At 63.6% G+C, this 16,636-nt stretch carries 18 protein-coding genes; 7 read left to right on the forward strand and 11 right to left on the reverse strand.

Features of this window, described 5'->3' with window-relative positions; genetic code table 11:
- Positions 1 to 1,240 precede the first annotated feature (1,240 nt).
- The 10 genes from A3E1_RS0120690 to rpmH all read right to left on the reverse strand — a co-directional run bounded on the left by A3E1_RS0120690 (position 1,241) and on the right by rpmH (position 8,265).
- Entirely contained in the window at positions 1,241 to 1,516 is a 276-nt protein-coding gene (locus A3E1_RS0120690) for a GNAT family N-acetyltransferase (RefSeq protein ID WP_407637379.1), read from the reverse strand.
- A gap of 198 nt (positions 1,517 to 1,714) precedes the next feature.
- Positions 1,715 to 2,740: a S66 family peptidase gene (locus tag A3E1_RS0120695; RefSeq protein WP_020522709.1), complete on the reverse strand. Its 1,026-nt coding sequence runs from the start codon at positions 2,738 to 2,740 to the stop codon at positions 1,715 to 1,717.
- A gap of 41 nt (positions 2,741 to 2,781) precedes the next feature.
- Entirely contained in the window at positions 2,782 to 3,789 is a 1,008-nt protein-coding gene (locus A3E1_RS0120700; protein ID WP_020522710.1) for a ParB/RepB/Spo0J family partition protein, read from the reverse strand.
- Entirely contained in the window at positions 3,786 to 4,805 is a 1,020-nt protein-coding gene (locus tag A3E1_RS0120705) for a ParA family protein (RefSeq protein WP_083929582.1), read from the reverse strand. Before A3E1_RS0120705 ends, A3E1_RS0120700 begins: the two co-directional genes overlap by 4 nt.
- A 450-nt stretch (positions 4,806 to 5,255) precedes the next feature.
- Positions 5,256 to 5,930 carry a 16S rRNA (guanine(527)-N(7))-methyltransferase RsmG gene (rsmG, locus tag A3E1_RS0120710; RefSeq protein ID WP_020522712.1) on the reverse strand — a complete coding sequence of 225 codons (675 nt, stop codon included), beginning with the start codon at positions 5,928 to 5,930 and terminating at the stop codon, positions 5,256 to 5,258.
- Positions 5,930 to 6,547: a Jag family protein gene (locus tag A3E1_RS0120715; protein ID WP_020522713.1), complete on the reverse strand. Its 618-nt coding sequence runs from the start codon at positions 6,545 to 6,547 to the stop codon at positions 5,930 to 5,932. Before A3E1_RS0120715 ends, rsmG begins: the two co-directional genes overlap by 1 nt.
- Before the next feature lie 35 nt (positions 6,548 to 6,582).
- Positions 6,583 to 7,473: a membrane protein insertase YidC gene (gene yidC, locus A3E1_RS0120720; protein WP_020522714.1), complete on the reverse strand. Its 891-nt coding sequence runs from the start codon at positions 7,471 to 7,473 to the stop codon at positions 6,583 to 6,585.
- Between the two features lie 11 nt (positions 7,474 to 7,484).
- Positions 7,485 to 7,718 (reverse strand): membrane protein insertion efficiency factor YidD, encoded by a 234-nt coding sequence (gene yidD / locus A3E1_RS46255; RefSeq protein ID WP_407637382.1) that lies wholly within the window; start codon positions 7,716 to 7,718, stop codon positions 7,485 to 7,487.
- Between the two features lie 35 nt (positions 7,719 to 7,753).
- Positions 7,754 to 8,110: a ribonuclease P protein component gene (gene rnpA, locus A3E1_RS0120725; protein WP_020522715.1), complete on the reverse strand. Its 357-nt coding sequence runs from the start codon at positions 8,108 to 8,110 to the stop codon at positions 7,754 to 7,756.
- A gap of 17 nt (positions 8,111 to 8,127) precedes the next feature.
- On the reverse strand, positions 8,128 to 8,265 hold the full coding sequence (rpmH, locus tag A3E1_RS0120730; protein WP_020522716.1) for a 50S ribosomal protein L34: 138 nt from the start codon (positions 8,263 to 8,265) through the stop codon (positions 8,128 to 8,130).
- Positions 8,266 to 8,751: 486 nt separating this feature from the next.
- Between rpmH and dnaA the strand changes: the two genes are divergently transcribed.
- Positions 8,752 to 10,272 carry a chromosomal replication initiator protein DnaA gene (gene dnaA, locus A3E1_RS0120735; RefSeq protein WP_020522717.1) on the forward strand — a complete coding sequence of 507 codons (1,521 nt, stop codon included), beginning with the start codon at positions 8,752 to 8,754 and terminating at the stop codon, positions 10,270 to 10,272.
- Positions 10,273 to 10,384: 112 nt separating this feature from the next.
- Positions 10,385 to 11,755, forward strand: coding sequence for a glycoside hydrolase family 16 protein (locus A3E1_RS0120740; RefSeq protein ID WP_051105118.1), 1,371 nt, complete (start codon positions 10,385 to 10,387; stop codon positions 11,753 to 11,755).
- Positions 11,756 to 11,809: 54 nt separating this feature from the next.
- On the opposite strand, the gene A3E1_RS0120745 is transcribed toward A3E1_RS0120740, so the two are convergent.
- Positions 11,810 to 12,067 (reverse strand): hypothetical protein, encoded by a 258-nt coding sequence (locus A3E1_RS0120745; RefSeq protein ID WP_157631643.1) that lies wholly within the window; start codon positions 12,065 to 12,067, stop codon positions 11,810 to 11,812.
- Between the two features lie 138 nt (positions 12,068 to 12,205).
- Here A3E1_RS0120745 and A3E1_RS47230 point away from each other — a divergent pair, with 138 nt between their 5' ends.
- From A3E1_RS47230 to A3E1_RS0120770, 5 genes are all read left to right on the forward strand, one after another.
- Complete coding sequence (locus A3E1_RS47230) at positions 12,206 to 12,628, forward strand: hypothetical protein (RefSeq protein ID WP_157631644.1); 423 nt, start codon at positions 12,206 to 12,208, stop codon at positions 12,626 to 12,628.
- Between the two features lie 396 nt (positions 12,629 to 13,024).
- Positions 13,025 to 14,161 (forward strand): DNA polymerase III subunit beta, encoded by a 1,137-nt coding sequence (gene dnaN / locus A3E1_RS0120755; RefSeq protein WP_020522721.1) that lies wholly within the window; start codon positions 13,025 to 13,027, stop codon positions 14,159 to 14,161.
- Positions 14,162 to 14,168: 7 nt separating this feature from the next.
- Positions 14,169 to 15,041, forward strand: a complete 873-nt coding sequence (gnd, locus tag A3E1_RS0120760) for a phosphogluconate dehydrogenase (NAD(+)-dependent, decarboxylating) (protein ID WP_020522722.1) — start codon at positions 14,169 to 14,171, stop codon at positions 15,039 to 15,041.
- A 12-nt stretch (positions 15,042 to 15,053) separates the two neighbouring features.
- On the forward strand, positions 15,054 to 16,148 hold the full coding sequence (recF, locus tag A3E1_RS0120765; protein ID WP_020522723.1) for a DNA replication/repair protein RecF: 1,095 nt from the start codon (positions 15,054 to 15,056) through the stop codon (positions 16,146 to 16,148).
- Positions 16,141 to 16,608, forward strand: a complete 468-nt coding sequence (locus tag A3E1_RS0120770) for a DUF721 domain-containing protein (RefSeq protein ID WP_020522724.1) — start codon at positions 16,141 to 16,143, stop codon at positions 16,606 to 16,608. Before recF ends, A3E1_RS0120770 begins: the two co-directional genes overlap by 8 nt.
- Positions 16,609 to 16,636: the final 28 nt, after the last annotated feature.

Genomic DNA, 16,636 nt, shown 5'->3' on the forward strand with positions numbered 1-16,636 from the left:
ATCGTCGCCGCAGTGGCCTCCAGATCAGACCCGCAAAATGGCGGCCAGGTGCTGCCCTTGCCGGCCATCGGGGACTTCGAGGACAAGCTCAGGGAAGGCCAGTTCGCGCCAACGGTGCCTCTGGCCGCTACTCAAGCCCCACACCGCAACCGGCGCGGATCGCCTGTTCGGGCATCTGCACCCAGGGCTCGACAGCTCCCGACCGTCGTCTTTCCCAGCCCCAGTTCCAATGTTTCACGTGAAACATTGGAACTGGGGCTGCTGGGACATAGCCTGAACAGTCGCAGCTAACGGCTAATCGCCGCCACATCCTTGCGATGAACGCCATGCCCGTACACCGGGATGTCGATCCCGGGGGAGTGAACGTGTAGCGCATTACGACCCCTGAACCCGAGCCGAGATTCCGGCCCGGGCCGACGTTTCACGTGAAACATCGGCATGCCGATCGGGCCTGAACCCCACACTGCGATTCCTCGCGGAGCTTAGATCTATCCCGGCTCGCTGTTCTTCTTCATTGGCTTCCTGGCGTTAGTCGCGTCTCCCCGTCGATCGTTTCCCGGCCTCTAGCGACGGGACGCATCAACCGAGCGGGATCCTCCAGTCCTCCCGAATCTCCTTACGAGCGCACCATCGGCCGACCGCTGGGGGCTCGCATTGGAGGCCCAGGCCACGCTTCGACGGCTCGGCCATGACCCTGGCGCCGAACTGGCGGCTGGTCCAGGCGCCAGTCCTATGCCTGGTCCCCGTTCCAGGCATGGGCCTGGCACTGGGCGCTGGTACCACCAGCGTGCCGAAGCCCTGGGCTACCACCGAACGAGCATCGCCAGGGGAGGAGCAGGCCAGCTCTCGAACTACGCCGAATCGTGAATCCAGGGAGCAGGGACCGAGGTCCCCAAGCACAGGCCAAGACCACCCGGCCCACATTGAAATCCCGGGCAGAACTCGCCGATAACGAGGAATGGACCCCCGGTTCGGTGTCCACTGAGGGCCGAGAGACGGGGAGCATGCGACGACCGCCGCCGCCGGGAAGACGAGGGCAGGACGAGACCGCCCTAACGACCGAGCACCAAGCACCAAGCACCAAGCACCAAGCACCAAGCTACGGCGTCGAGGGTGTGCTCAGGGGAATTCGGCCGACCATGCCGCAGACCGAAAGCCGGGCCTCAGAGAACGCTTCGAGCCCAGGGATAGCCACCAAGATCCCCGACAGCCGAAGCGTTCCGCCCACGAGCGCGATGTTTCACGTGAAACAAAGGCGGAACCGCGTGTACGACTCGAACTCCTGGACCGCCGAGAACCCGAGCCGCTCCAGCACGGCCACGCTCGGGGAGTTCCCGTGCGTCACCCCGGCGAACACCGCTTCCGCCAACAGGACGTCCCGAGCCCAGGCCACCACAGCCCGAACGGACTCCGTCGCGACTCCCTGCCCAGTCGCAGAAGAGGCCAGCAAGTAACCCAGCCCGTACTTCGGCGGCTCCACCGGCACCAGGTCCACGCGCCCCCAGCAGAACGCCAAGGCGCCAGATACCGAAGGCGTGATTAGGGCAAGATGCCAGGGAGGAGCGGACCGTTTCGAGACTCCAGGCTGTCTCCTCCACGAAGTTCCCGTGCCGTGTCAGGTGACCACGGTTCGACGTCAGCAAGTCGTGATAGGCGTGTGCATCCGAAACCGTCAGAGGCCGCAGCACCACTTGGGGGAGTGCGGTAGCGAGCATCAGTAAGAGACCACGATCCGCTGCGACGGTCCGTCGAGGGTCACGTTTCCGCCGTAGGGGAGGATCAGCTGCGGGTCCGTATGACCGAAGTCCACGTTGAACACCACCACGGCCGACGGGCAGTATTCCGTCAGCGCACGCGACACCGCCGCCCGCTGATCCTCCACGTACGACCGGCGAGACGCCTCTGATGCACGGAACGTCAAGTTCGAGGTCTTCGGCCGGGCGACCATGACCCCGGCAACTCCTGCCAGCAATCCGCGTTCGCCCATGCTCCGCAGGATCGTGTAGACGTCCTTGTGCCGCGGCATCTCCTCGGAGGTCTCCAGCATGAGCACCGCACCATCCAAGGACGACGGTATACAGCGGTTCGCCATCAAGAGCCAGGCGAGCACTTCTACGCAGCCACCCCACGATGGCCCGGAGGCAACGGACTCAGCGTTGTGCCAAACCCAGCCATCCCCTGGAAATGACTCGACCTCGGTTTCAAAAGCCGAGGGAGTTGTCCAGTCACCGTCGAGGTCGGTGAAGCGGGTAGCTGGAGTCAGCTCGTAGGGACCAGAGTCGAACAAGGCTGCCCGCAGGGATTCGGTCGACTGCGGATGGAGTCCGCCGGGCCGTCCAAGGTGGACCATCACCGATCCGCCGTGGTAGCCGCCCACACCAATCGACGCCAGGTATGCCAGCAAGTTGGTGTTGTCGCTCATTCCGAAGAAGGGCTTGGGATTAGCCCTCAGTAGTTCGGCATCCAAGTGGGGGAGCACTGTCAGCTGATCTGACCCACCGATGGTCGCCATCACAGCCCGCACGGAAGGGTCAGCGAACGCGGCATGCAGGTCCGCCGCGCGGTCAGCGGGCGAAGATCGCAACACCCGAGTCGTTGGGTACTCCACCGGGATAAGACTGAAGTCCTCCCGCAATCGCTTGAGGCCTAGCTCAAACGGCAGTGGAAGGACTTCCGGCAACCCGCCGGAGAGCGAGAGAATCGCGACTCGGTCTCCGGGCTTCAGTTTGGTGAAGTTCACGCGCTACAGGCTAGTGCCTACGTTTCACGTGAAACATCGAATTATTGCTTCTCCACCCCGATGATCCCGACGATCCGCTCTAGGTCGTCGACCGTGGCGAACTCGATCGTTATCTTGCCCTTGCTGCGTCCGATGTCGACCTTTACGCGGGTGTCGAAGCGGTCGGACAACCGGTCGGCCAAATCGGATAGTGCCGGAGCGTGCGGCTTGGCCCGGCGCTTGGCGGCGGTAGGCTTCACGGTGTCGCCAGCCAGAGCCAGCGTCACCATTTCCTCAGTCGCGCGGACGGACAGTCCTTCCGCGACGATCCGGGTCGCGAGCTGCTCCTGCGCCTCGGGTTCGTCGAGGCTCAGCAGCGCGCGTGCGTGACCTGCTGACAGGACTCCGGCGGCAACCCGGCGCTGCACCTGAGCCGGGAGGTTCAGGAGCCGAATGGTGTTGGAGATCTGCGGACGGCTGCGGCCAATCTTGCGCGCCAACTCGTCGTGCGTCGCCCCGAACTCCTCGAGTAGCTGCTGATAGGCGGCTGCCTCTTCGAGCGGGTTCAGCTGAGCGCGGTGGATGTTTTCCAGCAGGGCGTCCCGCAGCATCGCGTCGTCGCGGGTGTCCCGGATGATGGCCGGGATGTGCTCACGGCCGATCGCCTGAGCGGCCCGCCAGCGGCGCTCACCCATGACGAGTTCGTACTTGTCCGCACTCATCTCGCGAACCACGATCGGCTGGAGGAAGCCGACCTCCTGAATGGAGATCTTCAGTTCCTCAAGCATCTCGTCGTCAAAGACGGACCGCGGCTGCTTCGGGTTGGGGACGATCGAGCCGACCGGGATCTCAGCGAACCTGGCCCCAGGAACGGGGAACAGCTCGTTGGGATTCTGCGGCGCGACAGCCGCGGCAGCCGGAGCCGGCTGGGCGGGCACCGATGGGGAAGTGGTCTCCACCGTCGCTGGGGCCGCAGGGGCGGGCGCAGACGCAGGAGCCGGACCGGTCGGAATCAGCGCTCCGAGTCCCCGGCCAAGCCCACCCTTCGTCTTGCCGGCAGCAGCACTCATGCCCGCACCCCAATCTTTGCGCCACGTTCTGCGATCTCTTGCGCGGCCTCGAAGTAGCTCGTGGCACCACGCGAACCTGGATCGTAAGTCATCACGGATTGGCCGTAGCTCGGAGCCTCCGACACACGGACATTCCGGGGAATGACAGACGTCAATACCTTCTCGCCGAAGTGGTTGCGCACGTCTTGCTCGACAGCGTCGGCCAGCCGGGTACGGCGGTCGTACATGGTGAGCAGAATCGTGGACACGTCCAGGTCCGGGTTCAGGTGTGCCTTAACCAGGTTGATGTTATTCAGCAGCTGGTTCAGACCTTCAAGTGCGTAGTACTCGCACTGGATCGGGATGAGAACCTCTTGCGCCGCAACCAGAGCGTTAACGGTCAGCAGACCGAGCGACGGTGGGCAGTCGATGAAGACGTAGTCGTATTCGCCGGGGTAGCCGTTGATGGCACGAGACAGCCGTGACTCACGGGCGACCACGGACACGAGCTCGATCTCGGCACCGGCAAGGTCGATCGTCGCCGGTACACAGTGGAGGTTCGGGATGCCTTCCACCAGTTGCGCGACGTCGGCCAGGGGCACGTTGTCGATGAGACAGTCGTAGACGTCTGGCACGCCGGCGTGGTGCGGCACGTTGAGTCCCGTGGACGCGTTGCCCTGCGGGTCGAGGTCGATGACGAGCACCCGGTTCCCATGGAGCGCGAGGGCTACGGCGAGGTTGACGGTGGTGGTGGTCTTACCCACGCCACCTTTCTGATTCGCCACGCACATAACGCGCGGCCGACCCGGGCGTGGCATGGTCACCTCGCCGCTCGGGTTCAAGATTTGCACGGCGCGCATTGCTTCCATAGCCAACGGTGGGTCCTCCGAGTAACTCTCTGATGCCGCCTCCGCACCACCTTCGGCTCCGGCTAATCCCGGTTGAGGGCGGGGGGAGGGAGGCCTATTTGACGCAGCGTCTGGCTGGAAGCCAGTGACGCCCGGTTGTACTGGAGGGATGAATTCCGCAGAGGGCATACCCCCACCGGCCGACGCCTCCAGGCGGTAGCCTGTCGCGTCCGGTTGCGGGACAGGGGACTGGAAGCCCACCGCAAATGTTTCACGTGAAACAACGCTGTATGGCCTCGCGGTGCCCACAAAGGACCGTGAGGCATTGCCATAAACACTCATGCCGTAGTCGTGCACCGTCACATCCCTGCCCGCATTGGATCGGATGGTTGCGCCGATCGGATGACCCGTCGCAGACGTCGCGACGGATGCTTGCGTGAATAAGATATCGGCGCTTGGCCAGCCTACGGAAACCGGGCGGCACTCGCCAGCGCCCGACGAATTGATAACACGAACCACTGGGACGAAAAGCATCAACCCAGGCACAAGATTTAAGCGGCCGCCGTACTTCACCTGATCGGCTTGGTCTGGCCATCCAAGCATCCGTTCCCCCGTCCATTGAGGACGGAGATCTGCGATTTACCGCTTGCGCCGCCCTCGGCTTTGCGGCACTGCGTCCCGAGTCCGAACGACCTCGACGACCGTGGCCGGCGGGTCAATGAGACCTGACCCGCAATGCCGGATGACTGGTTCGCCACCACCGAGCCGAGTGAGCACCGCTCGATGTGTGTCGATCTCTTCCGCCGCGGAGGCACCCTTCATCGCCAGCATTCGGCCACCGGTTTGAGCGAGCGGAAGACACCAGCCCGCCAGCCGGTCAAGAGGAGCGACCGCTCGCGCGGTAACAAAGTCTGCGTATAGCCGCCCGACGAACTCTTCCGCGCGACCTCGTTTGACCTCAACCTGACTGGACAGCCCCAGCGCCGACACCGCCTCGTCCAGGAACGCGGTACGCCGTGCCAATGGCTCGACCAGAATGACCGAAATATCCGGTCTCGCCACAGCCAGCACGATACCTGGCAGACCAGCGCCGGACCCCACATCGATCACCGTGGCGGACGGAAAAATGAGTTCAGAAACCACGGCACAGTTGAGGAGATGCCGTTCCCAGAGTCGCGGCGCTTCGCGGGGGCCAATGAGCCCTCGTACGACACCTTCGGTTTCCAAAAGGGAGGCGTAGGAAACGGCAAGGCCGAGACGATCACCAAAAACCGTCTCGGCCGCGTGCCGGAATTCAGCGGGCACAGAGTCCATCAAGCAGGCCGGACCACAATCCGGCGGTTAGGCTCGACGCCCTCGGACTCGCTAGCGACGCCGTAGCTGGCATTCACGACGTCGTGGACGCATTTGCGCTCGAACGCCGACATCGGTTCCAGCCGAACCGCTTCGCCGTTCTGCTTCACCTTCTCAACAGCCTTCTGTGCCACCAGGCCGAGTTCCTTACGGCGCTGGTCGCGGTAGCCGCCAACGTCGAGCAGCAGCCTGCTGGGCTCACCCGTCTGCTTGAAGATCGCGAGACGGGTCAGCTCCTGAAGGGCTTCGAGAGTGGCACCCCGCTGGCCGATCAGCGATTGCAGCTTGGCGCCAACAACCTCGACCACCGGGCGGCCATTGGAGACAAGCTCATCGATGTCGCCGTCGGCATCCAGGATGTCGAGCAGGCCCTCGATGTAGTCAGCGGCGACCTCGCTCTGCCGGAACAGGTCGGCATCGCTAAGCGCCTTCCGCTTTGGAGCGTCCTCTTCGGACTCCTCGGAATCCGAGGACTCTTCAGCGTCCTGCGCTTCGACATCCTGCGCTTCTTCGACGTCTGCCGCATCGACGGTGTCGTCGAGTTCTTCGATGTCGAGGCGCTCGGTCTGTTCGGTCACGTTCTACTCCGATAGTGGTGGTGCGATGGGGAACGTCAGCCGACGTTCTTCTTCACGGTCTTGCGCTTGGGGTTGGCAGGCTTGGCACCGACCTTCGGCGCGAGCGCCTTGGCGAGCTCGGGGTCGACCGGCTTCGGCTCAGCCTTGGCGCCAGCCACCTTCGGCGGCGGGTACTTCTTCAGCACCCACATCTGCTGCCCAAGCGAGAACAGGTTGGAGGTGGTCCAGTAGATGATCAGACCGAGGGGGAAGGCCACCGCTGAAACGATCAGTGTGGCGGGGATGCCGTACAGCATGATCTTTTGCAGCATGCGCTGTTGCGGGTCTTCGGACCAGCCGGTCTTGAGGATCATCTGGCGGCTGGTCATATACGTCGTCGCGATCATGACCACGCCGAGCACGCCACACAGAATCATCGCCCCGGTGCCGTAGCCGGTAAAGGTCGCACCGATGGAAACACCGAACAGCTTGGCGTCAGCGGCGCTGTTGAACTGGCTAACAGGCCAGCCATACAGCATCTTGTCGGCGTCGGCGAGGCCAAGGTTGGCGGGGGTCATCCGCTTAACGATGTGGAACACACCGAAGAAGATCGGCATCTGGAGCAGCAGCGGGAGGCAGCCCATCAAGGGGTTGGCCTTCTCGCGCCGGTAGAGCTCCATCATCTCGCGCTGAAGCGTCTCGCGATCGCCCTTGTGCTTCTCCTGAAGCGCCTTGAGCTGTGGCTGCAGGGCCTGCATCGCCCGCTGCGAGCGGATCTGCTTAACAAACAAGGGGAAGATAATGACCCGGACCGTGAGCACCAGGAACACGATCGCCAGGATCCAGTCCCAGGTCGTGCCGAGCCACAGACCATCCAGGCCAATCTTGTCCCAGAGGGAATGCCAGGCCCGAAGGATCCACGATATGCCGGTGTAAATCGGCCCCATCAGCCAATCCATTAGGATCTTGCTCCAGTCGCTTCAGTCCGGCCGGGCGGCACGGGGTCGTATCCGCCCGGATGGAAGGGGTGGCAGCGCCCGATCCGCCGGACCGCGAGCCAGCTTCCCTTAAGCGCACCATGGCGGGCTATCGCCTCCAGCGCATAGGCGCTGCAGGTCGGGTGAAACCGGCAGCGGGCCGGAAGGCCCGGGCTTACCCAACGACGGTACGCGATGATAGGAAGAGCCAGCACGCGACCGGCCCATGTCGTGGGGCGTTGCACTTCGCTCATTTCGCTGCTTTCGGCCGCAGGGCCTGCGCCAGCGCCGCATCAAGATCTAAACCCATTTGCTGGTACGCCGTGAGCCCGGCTGTCGGAAGCGCCCGAACCACGAGCTGACAGCCGAGCGGAAGGTCACCGATGCGCTCGGCGACCAGATGACGCAAACGGCGCTTCACTTTGTTGCGCACGACGGCTCCGCCCACGGCTTTGGATACGACGAAACCCGCTTTCGCCGGCTCATCGCTGACGTTAGCGGGTTTCGTGACGTGCACCACGACGCTGCCCCGGCTGGCTCTCCGGCCGCCGCGCACAGTGCTGGCGAAGTCACTGCTTCGCCGGAGCCGGTGCGCCGCAGGCAGCATGTGGGTTCCTTGGGGATTTAGACCGCCAGGCGGGCGCGGCCCTTGCCACGGCGCGCCGAGAGGACAGCGCGGCCGGCACGGGTGCGCATGCGCAGCCGGAAGCCGTGGGTCTTCGCGCGCCGGCGGTTGTTCGGCTGGTAGGTGCGCTTGCTCACGTCAGGTCTCCTGGGGCTTGATATCTTCGCTCTCGGTGCAGCCGCGACCGCGAAGCGGGCGGCGCAACCGGTCCAGCCTACACGCCACCTCGATATACCGCCAAAACGCGGGGGTGGTAACTGCGCTGCGAACACACAGCGTTACCCTGTGGACAACTGTGGACGCCTGTGGATAACCCTGTTAACGTGCCCAGGTGCCGGATCTGTGGGGGACTCCAGTCGATAGTGGCACAAGCGGAAAACCGTCACTGTTAATTGGTGCTGCGGCAAAACCGCAGCGGCATATGGCTCGTTGGCACAACGAAGGTGGGCACGCGCCAAATTGCGGGATGGGCGTCTCTCCGGGCCGCGGTCATGGCCTGTGGATAACCTGTGGAGAACTTTGTGGAATCCGGGTTTGACCCGGTGATGGGATCTCCGCTAGCCACGGACAGTGAACACATCGTGATAGCTCGGAGCCGACCGCACTGAAGGGCGGGGAAGATCGTGAACGACCTCGAAGCCGTCTGGCAGGCCGCCACAGACGAGCTGCATGACGAGATCGTTTCCCAGCAACAACGCGCTTACCTTCGCCTGACCCGGCTGCGTGCGATCGTGGAGGACACCGCGCTGCTGAGTGTCCCCAATCCACAGGTCCGCGAAATCATCGAGCAGCGGCTCCGTCCCGCTATTACCGAAGCTCTGTCTCGCGTGCTTGGCCGCTCTCTTCAGGTCGTCGCGACCGTCCGCCCTGCGGAGGACACGCCGCCACTGGCTCCGGCCCCAGCATCGGCCACACCGGCTCCTATGACCTCGTCCGGGCTCACGGCGTACTCGCAGCATCACATGTCTTTGGATGAAGACGAGGGTGCGCTGTTCTCGGTGCCCTCGCCCCGCCCGGTGGAAAGAAAAGAAGCGCCGGCGCCGGTCCTCGAAGCGCCACCCAACCCGATCCCGAGCCCACTGGGCCGTCCTAATCTGGGGCCAACGCCGGAGCCGAGCCCGAGCAAGCTCAGCCACAAGTACCGCTTCGAGACCTTCGTCATTGGATCCTCGAACCGCTTCGCACACGCCGCCGCGGTCGCCGTCGCCGAGTCGCCAGCCAAGGCCTACAACCCGCTGTTCATCTACGGCGGTTCTGGGCTGGGCAAGACGCACTTGCTGCACGCGATCGGGCACTACGCCAAGGAGCTCGGGCACGCGCGCACGGTTCGCTATGTGTCCACAGAGGAATTCACCAACGACTACATCAACTCGCTGCGCGACAACCGTGGGCACGACTTCCAGCGGCGGCACCGTGAAGTCGACATCCTCCTGATCGACGACATCCAGTTCCTGGAAAAGAAGGAACGGACCCAGGAGGAGTTCTTCCACACGTTCAACACGCTGCACAACGCCAACAAGCAGATCGTGATTACCTCCGACCGCAGCCCTAAAGCGCTGGCGACGTTGGAAGACCGGCTGCGCACCCGGTTCGAGTGGGGCCTGCTGGCTGACATTCAGCCGCCGGATCTGGAGACGCGCATCGCCATTCTGCAGAAGAAGGCGGCGCAGGAGCGGTTGCACGCCCCGGGCGAGGTGCTGGAGTTCATCGCCTCGCGCGTCTCGAACTCGATCCGTGAACTCGAGGGCGCCCTGATCCGCGTCACCGCTTATGCCAACCTTTCGCGGTCAGCCGTCACGCTGCCGATCGCGGAGGAGGTGCTGCGCGACTTCATCCCCGATGACGCGGCACCGGAGATCACGGCTGACCAGATCATGATGTCCACTTCGGACTACTTCGGCGTCTCGCTGGAAGACCTGCGTGGCCACTCCCGTTCACGGGTCTTGGTGAACGCCCGTCAGGTCGCTATGTACCTGTGCCGTGAACTGACCGACCTGTCCCTGCCGCGCATCGGCCAGGCGTTCGGGGGGCGTGACCACACCACCGTCATGCACGCCGACCGCAAGATCCGTCAGCAGATGGCCGAGCGGCGTTCGCTCTACAACCAGATCGCTGAGCTGACGAACCGCATCAAGCAGAACTGACGCATCGACCTTCTTGACATCTTGAACGAGCCTCCCGAGCATTGAGAGAGCGCTCTCACGCCTATTTCCAGGCGTTGAGAAAACGCTCTTCCCATCGAAGGAGGTCATGGGCATGAGACTCCGCTCCCGTTTACTGCCCATCGCGCTCGTCCTCGCCGTTACCGGGGCTGCCGCCCTTGCCGTCAGCGCCAACGCCGCGGTTCCGCCGACGCCCACCGGCTGGACCCTGTCCTTTGCCGACGACTTCAACGGCGCTAACAACACCCTGCCGTCCGGTGCCAACTGGATCATCGACACCGGGACGAGCTATCCGGGCGGCCCCGCGAACTGGGGGACCGGCGAAGTTCAGACGTACACGAACAGCACAGCGAACCTGCGCCAAGACGGGGCTGGAAACCTCGTCATCACTCCTATTAGGAGCGGCGGCAGCTGGACGTCAGGCCGCATCGAAACCCAGCGCAGCAACTTTAAGGCACCCGCGGGCGGGATCCTGCGGATCGAGGCCCGCATCCAGATGCCCAACGTCACCGGCTCGGCGGCCCTCGGCTATTGGCCCGCCTTCTGGGCGCTAGGTGCGCCCTACCGCGGCAACTACTGGAACTGGCCCGGGATCGGCGAATTCGACGTCATGGAGAACGTCAACGGGCTCAATGCCGTTTGGGGAGTGCTGCACTGCGGCGTGAACCCGGGCGGTCCGTGCAATGAGACCACCGGCATCGGGGCAAACCGAGCCTGCCCCGGCTCGTCGTGCCAATCCGGCTTCCACACCTACCGCTTCGAGTGGGACCGCACGAACGAAAACGCCCAGCAACTGCGGTGGTATGTGGACGGTCAGCAATTCCACACGGTGAACCAATCACAGGTGGGCTCGTACTGGGGTCAGATGACGAGCCACGCCGGTTACTTCATCCTGCTGAACGTGGCGATGGGCGGGGCTTTCCCGAACGCGCTAGCGGGCATGGGGACGCCGACGGCAAGCACGGCTTCGGGCGTTCCGATGCGGGTGGACTACGTCGCCGTGTGGACGCGAGGGACCGGCACCACCCCACCGCCCACGACGCCACCTCCCACTTCACCGCCGCCGGGCGGTGGACGTGACGCCTACGCGCCGATTCAGGGCGAGAGCCACAACGCCAATAACGGCGTCGTGAATTACGGCTACTACATGGGCAGTCTCCGCAACGGCGACTGGGCCCGCTATGACAACGTCAACTTCGGCTCGCCCGGGCCACGGGACTTTGTCGCCCGCGTGGCGTCTGGCGCGGCCGGAGGCATCAGTGGACTCGTTGAGATCCGCATCGACAGTCCGACAGCGGCACCGATCGGATCCTTCGCCATCGCCAACACGGGTGGCTGGGAAGCGTGGCGAGACGTTCCCGGCAACGTGGGAGGCGTGACTGGTACCCACACGGTGTATTTGACCTTCACCAGTGGACAGCCAAACGATTACGTCAACGTCGACCACTTCTTCTTCCGCCGCTAAATGACTGTGGGGCAGCGGGAAGGTTCCGCTGCCCCACAGTCCACAGTGGACACTTCACGCCTGAACGAACTTGCCGTCGCGGTAGGTGTAGCCAACGGTCCGCTTCGGGCTTTGATTGTCGTACTCGCCAAGCACGTCGACCTGAATCACACCATCCACAATGGACACTGGCTGCTCTTCCTCGCTCATAAGAAACGGCTTTCCCGGCTCCTGGAGGACAAAGCCGAGCGAACCGGTGACTTTGCCTGAGGCGTCGAGCTTGATGACGAATGGGGTGAACGGGCTCGCCCCTTCGACAGCGCAATGAAGCATGGATGACCGCTTCGTCACCAGATTGGCCATCGAGGTCGCCCACCACGGCCGGGACCCTTGCGTTGATGGCGATCGCGGCTCCGGGCTTAATGGCGGCAAGGCCATCTTTAAAGGTGCGTTTTCCCGCTGGGCAGGCTTGTGCCCACGGTTGAGGGAAAAGCGGGGATCTCGAAAGTCGCGTTGCCGAAGTCTGTGGATGGCCGCGTCGCCGCTGGCTTGGGTGTGGGCTTCACTGAAGCTGAAGAGCTTGCGGCCGTTGAGGTTGGCGCGACAGACGGTGGCGTCGTCGTGCTGCAGCCGACGAGAGCAGCAACCGCGATAGCAGCGGTGAAGAGGTGCTTGCCCATTTCGGATTCCCCGTTCTGTCAGATGGTCGTGGAAGGCTATGACACGAAGAAGAGAAGGGGGAAGAAGAAAGGTTGCCGCCGGTTCTCAAGAGCTTTTCCAGCGTTGTCTGTTGATAACTCAGTGGATAACCCGGTGGATTTCCTGTGGACGGCCTGTGGATGGCTGTGGACAGAAATTCGTCAAAAAATCTTGATGTGGAAAAGCTGTGGATGACGCTCCATGATCCGTGGAAAACCTTCCATGATCCGTGGATATCCCTGTGGGGTAAGGAATCTGTCTTCGTCCACATTTTGGGGATAACCCATGGGGACAGCCGGTGGATAACCTGTGGACGGCGGTGGACAACTTGTGGGTGATTCCGCAGCTGTGGAAAAACAGGCAAGTTATCCACCGATGGTCCACAGCCCGTCCACAGGGTCCGACGCTCGTTGAGCAGTCGAAACCTGGGTTATCCCCAGTTTCCACAGGGCCTATTAAGAACATGGGTTTTATCTCTTATAGAGAAAACAAAACAAAATCACCGGCGCTCGATCTGTGGATAGGGACCAGTTCGATGCAGATCGTCTCCGGGGCATATGGTGCTAGCGAAACAACAGCTGGGAGGGACAGATGAAGTTCCGGGTGGAACGAGACGCGCTGGCCGATGCGGTCGCATGGACGGCTAAGAGCCTGCCGAGCAGGCCGTCCGTTCCGGTGCTCGCCGGAGCGATGCTGCGCGTCTCCGATGGGCGCCTGCACGTCTCAGGGTTCGACTACGAGGTTTCTAACCAGGTCGACGTTGACGTCCAGGCTGACGCCGACGGTGCCACGCTCGTTTCCGGACGGCTGCTTGCCGAAATCACCAAGGCACTCCCGGCCAAGAAGCCGGTCGAGATCGCCGCTGTGGGATCTCATCTCGAGCTCGTCTGCGGAACGGCCCGCTTCACCCTTCCGACGATGCCTGTCGAGGACTACCCGACTCTTCCGGAGCTGCCAGCTAGCGCCGGCACTGTCGACGCGGCGACCTTCGCCAGCGCCGTCGCTCAGGTCGCGATGGCCGCTGGGCGAGACGAGACGCTGCCGATGATGACCGGTGTCCGGATCGAACTGTCCGGCGAAGGCCTGGCGCTGCTCGCGACAGACCGCTACCGGCTCGCCGTCCGCGAGATCACGTGGACTCCTGGCGACCCAGACTTCAGCGCCAACGCCCTCGTTCCGGCTCGCACCCTCGCCGACACCGCCAAGACGCTTGGCCCGCTCGGCGGCGAAGTAACCATCGCGCTTTCGGGCAGCGGAACTGGCGAAGGCATGATCGGCTTCGTCGGTGGAACACGCCGCACGACGAGCCGTTTGCTTGACGGGCAAAGCTATCCGCCGGTCCGTTCGCTGTTCGCGCCGTCTTACACCTCCGAGGCCCGGGTGCCCGTGGCGGCACTGACCGAGGTCGTCAAGCGTGTGTCGCTGGTTGCCGAGAAGGCCACCCCGGTGCGGTTGAGCTTTAGCGATGACGGGCTCGTCGTCGAAGCCGGCGGTGTCGAAGAGGCTCGCGCCAGCGAGGCGATGGAAGCGACCTACAGCGGAGACTCGATCACGGTGGCGTTCAACCCGCAATACCTGGTCGAGGGCCTCGGTGCGCTTAACGCCCCGACTGCGGTCTTCTCCTTCAATGACCCGGTAAAGCCTGCGGTTATCACGCCCGCGGGAGACGATGGTGCCGTGATCGAAGGATTCCGGTACCTGATCATGCCAATTCGGGTCGGAAGGTAGTTAGTACATGCAGCTAGGACTCATTGGTCTGGGCAAAATGGGCGGGAACATGCGTGACCGCCTTCGTGCAGCGGGGCACGAAGTAGTCGGCTACGACCGCAACCCAGATCTCTCCGACGCTAGCGATCTCGCTGACATGGTGAGCAAGTTGGCCGCACCGCGCGTGGTGTGGACGATGGTGCCCGCAGGCGAGATCACCGAGAAGACCATCGACGAACTCATCCCGCTGCTGAGCCCTGGTGACGTGGTGATCGACGGCGGGAACTCACGCTTTTCCGATGACGGTCCGCGCGCGGAACGGCTGGGGGAACACGGCATCGGCTATATCGACGTCGGCGTTTCTGGCGGCGTGTGGGGCAAGCAGTATGGCTACGCCCTCATGGTCGGCGGCACCGATGAGAACGTCGCGAAGGCGATGCCCATCTTCCAGGCGCTCAAGCCTGAGGGCGAGTTCGGCTTCGTTCACGCTGGCGGGGTCGGCGCGGGTCACTACGCCAAGATGGTCCACAACGGCATCGAATACGGCCTCATGCACGCCTATGCCGAGGGCTTCGAACTCCTGGAGAAATCAGAGATCGTGTCGAACGTGCCGGGCGTCTTCAAGTCCTGGCGCGAAGGGACGGTCGTGCGTTCCTGGCTGCTCGATTTGATGGACCGGGCGCTTGAGGAAGATCCACACCTGGACAACCTCAAGGGTTACGCCGAAGACACCGGCGAAGGACGATGGACCGTCGAAGAGGCGATCCGTCTGGCGGTGCCGATGAACGTCATCGCCGCGTCACTGTTCGCCCGGTTCGCCTCCCGCCAGGAGGACTCGCCAGCGATGAAGGCGATCGCCGCATTGCGTAATCAGTTCGGCGGCCACGCCGTCAAGAAGTAGGCCGGAGCGCCCATGCACGTCCGGCGGCTTGAGCTGACCGATGTCAGGTCGTATGCCCACGCCGCGATCGACCTGGAACCCGGTGCGAGTGTCCTCATCGGACAAAACGGGGTTGGCAAGACCAACCTCGTCGAAGCCATGGGATATGTGGCGACGCTAGCTAGTCACCGGGTCTCCAACGACGCACCGCTGGTGCGGATGAACGCGCAAACAGCGGTGATCCGTTGCGCGATCGTCCACGAAGGACGTGAACTGCTCGTTGAGCTTGAGATCGTGCCCGGTAAAGCCAACCGGGCACGGCTCGGGCGATCGCCGGTCCGCCGTGCCCGCGACGTGCTCGGTGCGTTGCGGCTCGTGCTTTTTGCTCCCGAGGATTTGAGCCTGGTCCGCGGCGATCCCGAACAACGGCGGCGTTTCCTTGACGACCTGCTCGTGGCCAGGCAACCGCGCTTCGCGGGTGTTCGCGCCGACTACGACCGTGTGCTGAAACAACGCAATGCCCTGCTCCGCAGTGCCTACCTCGCTCGCAAGGTCGCCGGGCAGAAGCGCGATCTATCCACTTTGGAGGCTTGGGATCAGCACCTCGCCGACTTCGGCGCCCAGTTACTGCAGGCCAGGCTGTCACTGGTCGAGCAGCTCGCCCCGCACCTCGAAGACTCCTATCAGCGAGTCAGCGCCGGTGAGGGTAAAGCGGTCATGGAATATAAGGCCACCACGACGCCGGGGACGATCCTTGAGGTGCTCGCTCAGGTGCGCGATGAAGAGATCGCCCGCGGGACGACACTGGCCGGGCCACATCGCGACGACCTTCTGCTGCGGCTCGGTGAGTTGCCGGTCAAGGGCTACGCCAGCCATGGCGAGTCGTGGTCCTATGCCCTGGCTATGCGCCTCGCCTCGTACACCCTGCTGCGGTCCGAGGGGATCGAGCCGGTGCTCGTGCTCGACGATGTATTCGCCGAACTCGACACGGGCCGTCGCGAGCGCCTGGCCGAACTCGTCAGAGATGCTGCTCAAGTGCTGATAACTTGCGCTGTCGAAGCTGATGTGCCGGAATCACTACGAGGAGCCCGATATCTAGTGACCCCGGGTGAGGTGCGGCGTGACTGACGAAAGCCAGAAGGGGCCCGACTTGGCGAGGGCCGCGTTAGAAGCGGCTTTACGCAAGCGAGCGGCGAAGGCGTCCGAGCCGCGTCAGCGTTCCTCACCCCGCAAACGTGGCTACTCCGGGCCTGGGCCCGATCCACGTGACCCGGCCAAGTTCAGCGATGTGCTCGCGAAACTGATCGCTCAGCGCGGCTGGTCGAAACCGGCCGCCGAGGCGACGCTATTCGGCTCGTGGGCGACGATCGTCGGGCCCGACATCGCGGCACACAGCCGTCCGGTCACTTTGGACAATGGCGAGCTGACGATCGAGGCCGAGTCGGCCACGTGGGCGACGCAGATGCGGATGCTCCAGCGCGACATTCTGTCCCGCATCGGTTCGACCGTCGGGCATAACTTGGTGACCAAGTTGCGGATTCACGGCCCCTCGACACCTGGCCGTTCACCGCGGGGTAAACGAACCTAGGGAACCTTTTCGGCAGGCTCAACGATCT

Source organism: Catelliglobosispora koreensis DSM 44566 (assembly GCF_000379685.1).
Classification (GTDB): Bacteria; Actinomycetota; Actinomycetes; order Mycobacteriales; family Micromonosporaceae; genus Catelliglobosispora; species Catelliglobosispora koreensis.